This window comes from Methanobrevibacter cuticularis (assembly GCF_001639285.1).
GTDB lineage: Archaea > Methanobacteriota > Methanobacteria > Methanobacteriales > Methanobacteriaceae > Methanobaculum > Methanobaculum cuticulare.
Window position 1 is genome coordinate 1 of the sequence record NZ_LWMW01000136.1, and the last position, 13,089, is coordinate 13,089.

The following is a 13,089-nucleotide window of genomic DNA, read 5'->3' on the forward strand; positions in this document are numbered from 1 at the left end:
TTGTTTCATTAACAGTTGCATTTGCAGTATTGTTAGATCCTTCGATTGTGAAGTTTCCAGTAGCATTAGTAATGTTGTATTGTTCTAAATCAGCACGTATGTTGTATGTTCCTTTATTTGGTGCAGTGTATGTGAATATTGCAATACCGTTTTCATCAGTCACTTCAGAACCAATTAACTCATTATTAGTATAGAAATTAATTGTCTCACCAATAAGTTTTTCACCAGTACGTTTGTTTGTAGCTACTACAACAATAGTTACTTTATCTTTAGAAACACTAATAGATAAAACAAGATCAGATTGATAATAAATCCTACCACCAATAGTAGTATTACCATTATCAACGAGATTGTTAACAGTATTATTAGTGCCTAAGTCAGCATTGCCATTATTAGTCAAATTATCGATAGTATTATTTTCACCACTAGTAGACAAATCACCATTATTAGTAGCATTACCTATGGTGTTGTTATTGCCAATAGTAGCATTACCATCGTTAATAAAATCCCCACCAACATTATCAGTGATAATATTATTATCTAAATCAACTGTACCATTGTTGTAAATTCCTCCACCATTAGTTGCACTATTATTAATTATAATATTGCCAGAAATAGATATATTATCCTCATCTGAATTAGAAATAGCTCCACCATTATTAGTTGCAGTATTATTGGTGAAAATAGAATCAGTTATATTAGCAACAACTGAACTATTATCTCCATGATATGCATGAAGTCCTCCACCATTAGTTGCACTATTATTAGTGAATATAGCATTAGTTATATTAAAGTTAGAGTTAGAATCATTCCAAGAAGATAGATATAATCCTCCACCATTATTATCTGCTCTATTATTAGTGAAATTAGGGTTTATTAAATGAACATAAGTTGTAGCATTAAGTCCAGTAGTTAAATAAGCACCTCCACCATTATTAGCTGCTTTATTATTAGTGAAAATAGAATTTGTAACAGTAATATTCATAATACTTCTAGTTCCACCATTTACTTGAAATCCTCCACCATTAATTGCACTATTGTTAGTGAAATTACAGTTAGTGACATTACCAGTAGTTATGCCATCAGTTCCAGAAAGTACAAGGAATCCTCCACCATTACCAGTGCTAACTGCATTATTACCAATGAAAATAGAATTGGTTACATCAACAGTGGTTGTACCATTAGCTCCATTGATTATCATGAGTCCTCCACCAGAAGATGCATTGTTATTAGTGAAAGTAGAATTGGTTACATCAACAGTGATTGTACCATTAGTTCCAGTGGTTATCATGAGTCCTCCACCATTACCAGTTGCACTATTATCACTGAAAGTTGAATTAGTTAGACTAAAACTAATCATACGATTAGCTCCGGAAGCTACATAAACACCTCCTCCACCAGAAGATGCATTGTTATTAGTGAAAGTAGAATTGTTTATTGATAAATCACCAACAGAAAATATTCCTCCACCACTACTAGTTGCATAGTTTTTTGTAAATATACAGTTTATAAAAACCATTTGAGTACTAGTGTGTTGGTTCCAAATTGCTCCACCGTTACCTGTACTATTTCCATTTATGAATGTTATGTTTATGAAAGTAACATTCCGGTTGTTATTTATTGTGAATATTCGGCTATTTCCTTGTGCATCGATTATTACTTGATCTGTAGGTCCATTACCTTGTATAGTGATGTTTTTGCTGATTGTTATGTTAGTATCTTGATTAGTTTTGTTGTATGTTCCGGGAGCTAAATTAACTGTATCACCATCACCTGCATTAGTTATACCTTGTGCAATTCCACCTGTGCTGGTGTCATTGATGTTTTGATCAGCTGCAAAACTAGCTTGTAAACTAAGCATTACAAATAATGCAAGTGTTACTAGCAATATCATCTGAACAGATGTTTTTTTAAATTTGTTCATAATATTTTTCACCTCTTTTTTTGAACATTAAATTATTACTTTTTTTATGTTGAGTCGTGTTTTTTCTTAATTAATGTTCATATGATTGCCAGCTATTAATTAAAAGACTAAAAATATTTAATAATTCTACTAAAGTTATTTTTTCATGATACATGAAAAAACTTGTTAGTTACTAAAAGAACAGTTTGTGTGCTATTAAACTATTAATCTTTAATCACTGGACAATTATACTTATAGTAATTACCCATATATAAAGATATCAATTCTACAAACTCCATTACTAATTTACGAATAAATTAGAACTTAGATACAATTCCATGAACTCCCCCCCCCCCCCCTTAAAGTTTTAAGAACTTAAAACCATTATAACAAAAATTAAACACAAAAAATTGTCATGATCATGAAAATAAGCTATTTAACTCTTCATTTAATTTTCCACACATTTTCTTATTCAAGTGAATATCATGAAAAATCTTAAAAAAGAAATTATAATAAAACATTATAATCTTTAATAAAAATGATCAAAAAAGCACTAAAATCATTATATCAAATAATAATAGAATAAAAATAAAGAAAATATAATACATGAAAAAAAGAATAAATTAAAAATGAAAATTGAAGTAAAATTAAGTGAATTAAAGAAAAATTAAGTAAAATCAGATATTTTGTATATAATATCGATCATAATAGCTATTTTTTTTTATCTAATCCAGTAATATTCGTATTCCATCAAAATGAGTTTTATTTCTAAATAGTTAAGTTAATTAGAAGAGGTGTGATTTTTTCAACTATTCTTGCTTTTTCTATTGATCCACAATTCAATGCAATTTATCCTTGGAATCTTTTCAATTATTCAAAGAACACAGAAAAACAAGAGTAAAAAAAACTAAAAAATTAGAAATATGATAAAAAAATTAGAAAAAAATAGGATAATTAAGGTATAGATAATCTAAAATTAATTATTTATTAGTTATAAAAGCTCACCCAAATCATATTTATCTAAATCAATATCTTTTGCTAATACATCAGAAATTTCCACCCCAAAATTCTTAAAATGGATAGTTTCAAAATGTTCATTTAAAACTTTCTCATCCTGCCAATACTCAACCATAACAAATAAATCCTCATTCTCAACATCAGAATACAAATTATAATTTATTCAATATTGTTATAAGAAATTTATAATGTTATATTAAAAATTATAATTTATTCAATATTGTTATAAGAAATTTATAATGTTATAGTCAATTACTTAATAAATTTCATTAAATTAATAGTTTATATATAAGCAAATTGGATTCAATATGCAAAAAGTTTAGTAATAGACAATATATTAAAAATTATAATTTATTCAATATTGTTATAAGAAATTTTTAATTAAAGAATTTCTAAAAAATTTTTAAAGACTCTAAAGTTTAAGTTTGTGCCAATTTTTAATTGAAAAAAGTATAATTTAAGAATGTTATTTTTGATTATGAATTAATTATTGTTCTATGATATAAGTTATTATTTTGACATTAAATTAAATTTTAAATTGTTATTTTACAAATTAATTATTGTTTTAAATATTTTTCAAGTAAAATTGCAGTTCCAATAGCTGGGGCTACAACACATTCTTCATCAGTTAAAATGTCATTCATTGATTTAATATTGAGGTTGAGTTGTTTTGCTGCCTTTGATCCCAAAATGTCTTTTCCTAGACCTGTTGTTATGATCAGATCTAAGTTTTCTCTTTCTGATACTTTTTTTAATCCAATAGCTATTTGTTTAACTTGTTTTTCATGAATGTATTTTGAGATTTCTATTATTTCATCCATTGATAACATCTCTAAATCAGCACATAAAATACGAGATATTCTTCTTGCAGATTCTTTTATTGATTTTCCTTTACCATCACATGTATTACAAACATAATCTTCTTCAGTAATTTTTCCTAAAACTCTGAAAACATCGGCAGAGATAGCAAAAAGTTCTGAAGCTACTGTATAGTTATTTTTTTTCAAAGGAATTTCATCTACAAATGTAGCTAAGTCAGTTCTAAGTGTTCCAGTATAAACAAGTTCACCAGTGCCTAATCTTTCAAAATCAGATCTACCTTTAGCACATTCTTTTCCATTTTTTATGGGGATAATATCAGTAGTTGTGCTTCCAATATCTATAAAAATACAGTTAGAGCTTATTTTACTAGCTATTTGAGCAGTAGCTATCCAATTAGCAGCAGCTATTTCAAGAGGATTATTTTTAAGTTCATTGAAAGAAAGGACACCATTTATTCCAATGAAAGCTATTGGAAGATCAAAAATATCTTTAACTTTTTTAGCTATATCTAAAACACCTTCTTCCTTGGTGCTATAAGCATCTACAAGTTCAGCAGTCATAGAAATTCCAATCCCATCCAATGAATCTACATTATCTAACCTTTCAATTAAATTTAGTAATGTGTCTCCTAAATCCTCTTTATTACTCCACATAGGAAGATATTCAAAATCGGAAGTAATATTTTTTATTTCACCCTTGTGATCAAAGTCAACAATAGCTAAATCAGTATTTGCTCCACCGATATCAAAACCAGCAATCTTCATAAAAACATTTCCTGTATAAAAACAATAATAATTACTATAAAATTTCTATATCCAATTCATAACCATTTTTTTTGAACTTAACAATATTATCCAATTCAATACTATCCCTTATTGAATCAATAATTATTTTATTATCTAATAAATCAATTATTGCTTTTCCTATATTAAATTTAGTAATTTTATTCAACCCAACATATGGAGTTGTGAATCTTGAATTAATTTCTAAAAGATAAACATCATCATTTAAAATTAAATCAACACCAACAAATCCTTTGATTCCTGGAATTGATTCAACCGCCGTTTTAGCTATTTGAAAAGCTTTATCTTTTAATGGATGATCATAAGGAAGTTTCCCTCCAAGATATCTATGATCTTCGCCGTCCAAAAGATTATACTGTTTATTTAAACTAATAGGAATAGCTGTTTTTCCATCAGACAACAAACTAACACTGACTGCATCCCCGATTATAAATTCTTGAACTACTACAACAGAATTAACTGGATAAATATTTTTTAAATTGTTTACACCCTCCTCAGATGAAATAACAATTACATCTTCGCCATCTACTCCATTTAAAGGTTTAGCTATTATTTTAGCTCTGTTTTCATCATTATGATCTTGAACAGACTTTAAAATATTTTTAATAGCTATTTTCCACTTTTCTTCATTAGTAAGAGTGAATTTAAATGTTTTTGGCTGATTTACAATTCCTTGAAGATGTCTAAAAGTTTCATATTTATCAGAGCATAACATAGTAGCATAAGAATCAGAGCCATATACCTTAATTTTTTTATCCTCAAAAAACTTAGTAAAGTTATATAAGTGCATATCTTTTTCAGAAGAAATGAAAATTACTCCATCGAAATTATTTGCATTGTTAGATAGCCAATGATAAATATTTTTATTAACAAGAAGATTCTCATCAGTAATATTAGTATTGATCACATCATTATCAATAACATTATTATCCAAGACATTATTACCAATAATACCATCATGAAATACTTTATTATCAATAACATTATTATCCAAGACATTATTATCCAAGACATTATTATCCAAGACATTATTATCCAAGACATTATTATCCAAGACATTATTATCCAAGACATTATTATCCAAGACATTATTATCCAAGACATTATTATCCAAGACATTATTATCCAAGACATTATTATCCAAGACATTATTATCCAAGACATTATTACCAATAATACCATCATGAAATACTTTATTATCAATAACATTATTATCCAAGATATTATTACCAATAATACCATCATGAAATACTTTATTATCAATAACATCGTCGTCCATTAGATCATTATTAATAATAAGTGGTTTAAAACTATTATATTTATTAGTAATCCATTCAAAATCTTTAGAAACAAGAAAATGAAAATCAATGAGTTCTGATTCAGAAAAAGCACTCAAATCATCAAGAAGAGAATCAATCATAGTTACTGCTTCTGAAATAATTTCCTGATCAGTTATTCCTGAAGCTGTATAGTATTCAAATACTAAAATAGATTTAAGACTTTTATTATTCATAAAATCGCCATTAATAAATAAATTAACTGAATAATTAACTAGAACAAAGTTAGATAACGTTCAACCATATAATTAAGAAAATTAAATTAAATAATTAACAAACTAAAGTAATTAAATACTAAGCTAAATTGAAGAAAATAATTAAAATTATTAAAAAACTTATTATTACAATTAATAAAACTTATTATTACAATTAAGTATAATAAATTTTAAGATAATTTAACTTTAGTAAATAACAGTACCTTAAATTAAGTTGAATTAACTTAATTTATCAAATAAAATATACATTCCTTTAATATTCAAATCATCAAATGGAAATTTCATATAATCATTATCATAAGCTACTTTAATCAGTGAATTGTTTTTATTTTCAAACTCAGACACAGTTATATCTTCATCGATCATTTTTATTTCTGTAGTGAAGCTCTGCATGATAGTATCTGGACTTTTAATAGCTAACATATTATTATGATAGGTATTTTCAATTATATTTAGAATTTGCTCTCCAGAACTGCCATCCCCATAAGGATTTTTAGCTGATTTCATTTTATTAGAGAATTTTTTATCATTTAAAATAAGATTTGCTGTTTCAACTATTTCTTCTTTATCTGATCCAACTAAAATATTCCCCCCTGCAGTTACCGTTTCTGGACGTTCTGTGTTGTATCTTAGAGTTAAAGCAGGGATATTTAGAGTAATAGCTTCTTCTTGAAGACCCCCTGAATCAGTCAGAATCAATGATGATTTAGATAGTAATAGCAAGAATTCAAGATAACCAAGGGGTTTAATAAGATACACATGGTCTAAATCATCCAATGCATCATAAAGATCAAAATTCATTAAAGTTTTCTTAGTTCTTGGATGGATTGGGAATACAACATTGAATTCCTTTAGTTTAGCTATAGCATCGATTACATTTTTTAATCTCTCTTTATTATCTACATTTTCTGCTCTGTGCATGGTTAAAGTAAGAATGTTATTTAAATTAAGCAATTCCTTAAATTCCCTCAAATTCCTTTTTTTAGCTATTTTTAAGTTCCTAAAACAAGCGTCCACAATAGTATTTCCAGTTATAAAGATCTTTTTTCGTGCTATTCCCTCTAAAGATAAATTAATAGCTGATTTTTCAGTTGGAACAAAATATAATTTAGAACAAACATCTGCAGCTTTTCTATTAATTTCTTCAGGCATAGTTTCATCAAATGAACGTAATCCTGCTTCAACATGACCAACAGGAATGTGTAATTTTGAAGCTACAAGTGCCCCAGCTAAGACTGCATTGGTATCTCCTTGAACAAGTAAAATAGCTGGTTTTTCATCAATTAAAACTTTTTCAATTCCCTCCATCATTTTACCAGTTTGTGTACCATGGAATCCAGATCCAACACCAATATTGTAATTAGAAGATGGTAATTCTAATTCTTCAAAGAATTGATCTGACATTTCATGGTCATAATGCTGGCCTGTGTGAATAAGAATAAGCTCGTGTTCTCTTAGTCTAATTTCATCAATAATTGAAGCCATTTTGATAATTTCTGGTCTTGTTCCAAGTACAATAGCTATTTTCATCTAAATCTTCCGTGAATATTTATTATATTAATAATTTACACTAACTAATTTAAAATATCATAAACTTAATAATTATTTTCTACTTAAATATTCTCTATTTATATTGTTCATAATATTTAACATCTGATTTTCTATTGAGAATTCCATCCTATACTTAAGAAGATTTTGGATCAAAATTCTTCTAAATCCTTCACAAGCGTATTCATCATATTTAAAATTGATATTGTGATATTGTGTATCCATTAAAATAAGATTTTCTGAAGATAATGTCTTAATATTGAATTTTTCATTTGGATTGAAAAATTTCTCTACTTCTCCTACTTTCATTTTACCTTTTCCAACAGAATAGAAAATTCTCATTATCTTTCTAATCATGTTCCAGAGAAAACTTTCTCCATAAAAATCAATAAAAATTGGAGTGTGACTAAAATCATTAAAATTTTGAATATCAATTTCTTCTTTTGTCTTAGAATGATTTGAATCTTCCAAAACAAGTGAAGGATCAAAGCTAGTTGATTCATTAGGGACAATTAGATTAATCTCATCAATTGTTCTTATTGGGGTTTTTTGATCTCTTTTTGAAAAATTAGTGAAATCATGTTCTCCAACAAAGACCTTAGTTAATTCTTTCATAGCCTTAATATCTAAATCTTCCTCAAATAACATATAACGATAATATCTCCTTATTGCATATCTTGGCTTAAACCCATACCTAACAGGAGCTTTAGCTAATATCTGAATATCATCAGGCAACTTATGATTTATTTGATTGATTAAGATATCTTTTTCACTCATAAAACTGATTACATTACCCAAACTATGGACACCTCTATCAGTTCTTCCAGCTATTCCAAATTTAGAACTCTCCAAATCTTCAATATAACCTAGTTTTTTTAGAACATATATGATTTCTCCTTCAACTGTTCGAAGATTAGGTTGTCTTTGAAATCCATAGAAATTAGTTCCAATATAACCTATTTTTAAAGCTACTTTCTTCATAAAACCAACAATGAATCAAATTTAAAAAATGTAGAAATAATTATTGTAGAAATAATTATTATTTCTAATTAAGTAACATCTCATTATTTATAATCAGCTTATTATTATTTTTTATGACTAATATTAATTAGTTTATATGAATAACATTATTATGAATTATGAATTTATTTTATTATAAAATTATTATAAAAATATATATTATACTTAATAAATAAATAATTTGATTATTAAAATATTATATACTTAAAAAGTAATTCATGATATCTTATAAATGAGAATTATTAAATTTCTATTTATTATTTAAACCATTCTAATAAATAATTCATTTATTAATTCATAAACTACATAAAAACATTCATTTCATTAAATTCTAAAAAATAATTCATTTATTAATTCATAAACTACATAAAAACATTCATTTCATTAAATTCTAAAAAATAACTCATTTATCAATTCATAAACTACATAAAAACATTCATTTCATTAAATTCTAAAAAATAATTCATTTATTAATCCATAATCTATACAAAAACATTCATTTCATTAAATTCTAAAAAATAATTCATTTATTAATCCATAATCTATACAAAAACATTCATTTCATTAAATAAATGTTAATTTATTAAATATTGGGGATTATAAGTAAATATGATCCATTATTAAGTATATTATTCAAAACAATATGTTAGGAGAACCTTCTTTATAATTTTGGTGCTACTATGTCCTTTGAAGATAAAAAAATGTTAATTATGCCTGCTGTAGATATAAAAAACGGAAAATGTGTTCAATTGGTTCAAGGGAAACCAGGAACAGAACAAGTAATAATAGAGAATCCTGAAAATGTAGCTAAATCATGGGAAGATAAAGGTGCTGAAATAATCCATGTTATTGATTTAGATGGTGCTATAGAAAGTAAAGATAATCTTGAAACTATTAAGAAAATATTAAATGAAGTTTCAGTTCCTATTCAATTAGGAGGAGGAATAAGAAGTCCAGAATATGCAAAACAACTACTGAATCTAGATATAGACAGGTTGATTATAGGAACTATGGCTATTAAAAACCCTGAAATAATAGCTGAACTATCCAAAGAATTTGGAAAAGATCGAATTATGATTGCACTTGATAGTAAAGATTCAAAAGTAGTTATAAAGGGTTGGAAAGAAAAAACCGACAAAAAAGCTACTGAAATAAGTAAAAAATTTCAAGAAAAGGGTGCAGGAAGCATTCTCTTTACGAATGTGGATGTTGAAGGACTATTAGAAGGGTTTGATCTTCAACCTGCCATAGATCTCGTTAAATCTGTAGATATTCCTATCGTATATTCTGGAGGAATAACCACATTAAATGATATTAAGAAATTGTCCACAACAGGAGTTAAAGGGGTAGTAATTGGTTCAGCATTATATAAAGATAGAATTGATATTAAAGAAGCATTAAAATATCAAACAATAAAATAAAATCAAAGAATAAGATAATATCAAACAATAAAATAAAATCAAAGAATAAGATAATATCAAACAATAAAATAAAATCAAAGAATAAGATAAAATCAAACAATAAAATCAAACATCAGAACAAAAATTACAATAATGGTGGAAAAATGAAAGTGGTTATGGCGACTGGAACATTTGATATATTACATCCTGGACATGGATTATATCTAGAGGAATCTAAAAAATTAGGAGGAAAAGACTGTAAACTAGTTGTCATTGTAGCTAGAGATTCAACGGTTCGTGACAGAAAAAGAATTCCTATAATTGACGAAAATCAAAGATTAGAGATGATAAAAATGTTAAAACCGGTTGATAAAGCTTATTTGGGTCACAAAACAGATATGTTTAAAATAGTAGAAGAAATAAATCCGGATATCATAGCTATTGGTTCTGATCAAAGTTTCAATTTAGAGAATATAAAAAATCAGCTTGAAAAAAGAAACATAGAAGCCGAAGTTATTAGAATTTCAGATTATAGAAAAGCTAAATTAGATAGCACCTGTAAGATTATTAGAAAGATAAAGCAGACTGATTTCGAAGAAAAAAATTTAAAAGATTGTTAACTTAAAAGATTGTGACTTCAAAAACTTTCAAAATGTGTTTATTATTAATTTATTAGTATTTTACAGCAACAGAGAAATACTGTAGATTAGTTTCAATAATTCACCTTCCTAAAATTGATATTTTATATTATAAAACTTCAAATTTCCTATATCTCCTTTATAAGATATCTTAAATTTTATATATTTCATTTAAAAAATACATTGAGTTTCATAAGATTTCGAATTTTTTTGATTTTCATATTATAAATTAAAATTATCATAAGTTTTTAAAAAATAGCTATCTAGTTATAAATACATAGCAATAATTTAATAATAAACTTTAATAATAGTAAATGTAGTGATTATTTATTATAGTAATAACATAAAATAAGTAAATACTTTATAATTAATAAAATGATATGACATTGAAAATAAATTAATACTGCTAACTTAATTATCAAAGTAATATTTAATTATTTTCTTATTGAAATTCTATAATAAATTATTAAGTAATTAATTATTATCAATTAATTATTAAAACTTATTAAAAACCATTATTTAAATTACAATTAAAAACTTATTAAAAACCATTATTTAAATTACAATTAAAAACTTATTAAAAACCATTATTTAAATTACAATTAAAAACTTATTAAAAACCATTATTTAAATTACAATTAAAAACTTATACTGATTTATGGTGTTAAAAATGACAGAAATAGCTATTGTGGGCGGAAGTGGATATACAGGTGGAGAATTAATTAGAATATTAGAAAAACACCCCCATGTAGACATAAAATATATAACATCAAGAAAATATGCAGATGTACCTATAGAAAAAGTACATCCAAATATTAGGGACTTAAATCTTATATTTCAAGACTTAAATCCAAAGGAATTAGATGTAGATGTTGTATTTACAGCTACACCTCATGGAGCATCTATGAAAATTGTTCCTGAAATTTTAGAAACTGGAGCCAAAGTCATAGATTTAAGTGGAGATTACAGATTTAAGGATATGGCTACCTATGAAAAATGGTATGGTATGGATCATATAGCTCCATTAAAAGCTGTTTATGGACTTCCAGAGATATATAGGGAAGATATCAAAAAAGCTGATTTAGTCGCTAATCCTGGATGTTTTCCAACTGGAGCTATTTTAGCTACATTGCCCCTATCTAAAGAGAAATTGGTAGATAATGTAATAATTGACTCTAAAACTGGTATTAGTGGGGGAGGAGTCACTCCTGCAGAGAATTTTCATTTCCCTAATTGTAGTGATAATGTCATACCATACAATTTAACAAGTCATAGGCATATGCCTGAAATTCAGCAAGAATTAGGATTATATTCCAAGATTAAAGTCTCTTTCACTCCTCATTTAGTTCCTGTGATCCGAGGAATATTAACTACAAGTCATAGTTTCTTAAATATTTATGACAGTAGTGATATTGAATCTAAGAAGGAATATCTATTAAATCTTTACAAAAAACAATATAAAAATGAACCATTTGTTAAGGTACTTGAAAATGGGGAGATTCCAACCTTAAATGCTGTTCGAGGTTCTAACTTCGGCCATATTGGTGGTTTTGAAATTGATGAAAATGGAAGACTTGTAATAATATCAGCTATTGATAACCTTGTTAAAGGAGCTTCAGGTCAAGCTATTCATAACATGAATTTGATTTGTGGTTTTAAAGAAAATGAAGCCTTAGAGAGCTATGGAATGAGGCCATAAATGCCAAAATGAAGTGATTATAAAATTTGTTTATTATAATAATTAGTAAAATATAATTACTAATATAATTACTAATATAGTTAATAATTAAAATGATTACAGTGGGATTCTAATGAAAACAATTATAATTTATTATTCAGAAAGTGGAAACACAGAAATAGTTGCAAAAATACTTTCTAATAATTTAAATACTGAGTTAATTAAAATAAAAGATTTAAAACCCAGAAAAGGGTTTAGTGGTAGAATATTTTCTTCCATAGATGCTTTTAGAGAAATTAAAACAGAGATTAATCCTCCAAAGATTGATCTTAGTGATTATGGCCTAATATATTTTGGTACTCCAACATGGGCAGGTAATCCAACTCCGGCAATCATAACAATGATAGATAAGTGTGATTTGCAAGGAAAAGATATAGTTTTATTTGCTACCATGAAAAGATCTGGAGGAAAATCCACTATTAAAAGAATGCAAGAAAAAGTTGAAGCAAGAGGGGCTAGAGTAGTTGAATCTTTTACTATAAGAACAAAAGATAAAACTCCTAAAAAATTAGAAGAAGAAAGTGAAAATATAACCAAATTATTAGATTTAAGCTTATTTAAGCCCTAATTAAAATTCTCTACAAATAATTTATATACTTAATTCTTTAGAAATAAGTTATTCTTTAAAATAATTAAAATAATTGTAAT

10 protein-coding genes are annotated in these 13,089 nt (G+C 26.3%); 4 read left to right on the top strand and 6 right to left on the bottom strand.

Features of this window, described 5'->3' with window-relative positions; all coding sequences use genetic code 11:
• The 6 genes from MBCUT_RS08810 to truA form a co-directional block, all read right to left on the bottom strand.
• A partial coding sequence (locus MBCUT_RS08810) for a beta strand repeat-containing protein (protein WP_394327060.1) occupies window positions 1-1,924 on the bottom strand: 1,924 nt, incomplete at its 3' end.
• A gap of 970 nt (window positions 1,925-2,894) precedes the next feature.
• Window positions 2,895-3,071, bottom strand: a complete 177-nt coding sequence (locus tag MBCUT_RS10615) for a putative quinol monooxygenase (RefSeq protein ID WP_169805434.1) — start codon at window positions 3,069-3,071, stop codon at window positions 2,895-2,897.
• Window positions 3,072-3,477: 406 nt separating this feature from the next.
• Complete coding sequence (locus MBCUT_RS08815) at window positions 3,478-4,506, bottom strand: hydantoinase/oxoprolinase family protein (protein ID WP_067260312.1); 1,029 nt, start codon at window positions 4,504-4,506, stop codon at window positions 3,478-3,480.
• Window positions 4,507-4,540: 34 nt separating this feature from the next.
• Window positions 4,541-6,058, bottom strand: a complete 1,518-nt coding sequence (locus MBCUT_RS08820) for an ATP-grasp domain-containing protein (RefSeq protein WP_067260313.1) — start codon at window positions 6,056-6,058, stop codon at window positions 4,541-4,543.
• A 258-nt stretch (window positions 6,059-6,316) separates the two neighbouring features.
• A complete protein-coding gene (gene wecB / locus MBCUT_RS08825) occupies window positions 6,317-7,627 on the bottom strand; it encodes a non-hydrolyzing UDP-N-acetylglucosamine 2-epimerase (protein ID WP_067260314.1) in 1,311 nt (436 codons plus the stop codon).
• Window positions 7,628-7,699: 72 nt separating this feature from the next.
• Window positions 7,700-8,626 carry a tRNA pseudouridine(38-40) synthase TruA gene (gene truA, locus MBCUT_RS08830; protein WP_067260315.1) on the bottom strand — a complete coding sequence of 309 codons (927 nt, stop codon included), beginning with the start codon at window positions 8,624-8,626 and terminating at the stop codon, window positions 7,700-7,702.
• Window positions 8,627-9,345: 719 nt separating this feature from the next.
• Here truA and hisA point away from each other — a divergent pair.
• The 4 genes from hisA to MBCUT_RS08850 all read left to right on the top strand — a co-directional run bounded on the left by hisA (window position 9,346) and on the right by MBCUT_RS08850 (window position 13,009).
• Window positions 9,346-10,086, top strand: coding sequence for a 1-(5-phosphoribosyl)-5-[(5-phosphoribosylamino)methylideneamino]imidazole-4-carboxamide isomerase (gene hisA / locus MBCUT_RS08835; RefSeq protein ID WP_067260316.1), 741 nt, complete (start codon window positions 9,346-9,348; stop codon window positions 10,084-10,086).
• Between the two features lie 143 nt (window positions 10,087-10,229).
• Window positions 10,230-10,685 (top strand): adenylyltransferase/cytidyltransferase family protein, encoded by a 456-nt coding sequence (locus tag MBCUT_RS08840; RefSeq protein ID WP_211263799.1) that lies wholly within the window; start codon window positions 10,230-10,232, stop codon window positions 10,683-10,685.
• Window positions 10,686-11,373: 688 nt separating this feature from the next.
• Window positions 11,374-12,402, top strand: coding sequence for an N-acetyl-gamma-glutamyl-phosphate reductase (gene argC / locus MBCUT_RS08845; RefSeq protein WP_067260317.1), 1,029 nt, complete (start codon window positions 11,374-11,376; stop codon window positions 12,400-12,402).
• Window positions 12,403-12,514: 112 nt separating this feature from the next.
• A complete protein-coding gene (locus MBCUT_RS08850; RefSeq protein ID WP_067260318.1) occupies window positions 12,515-13,009 on the top strand; it encodes a flavodoxin family protein in 495 nt (164 codons plus the stop codon).
• Window positions 13,010-13,089 lie beyond the last annotated feature (80 nt).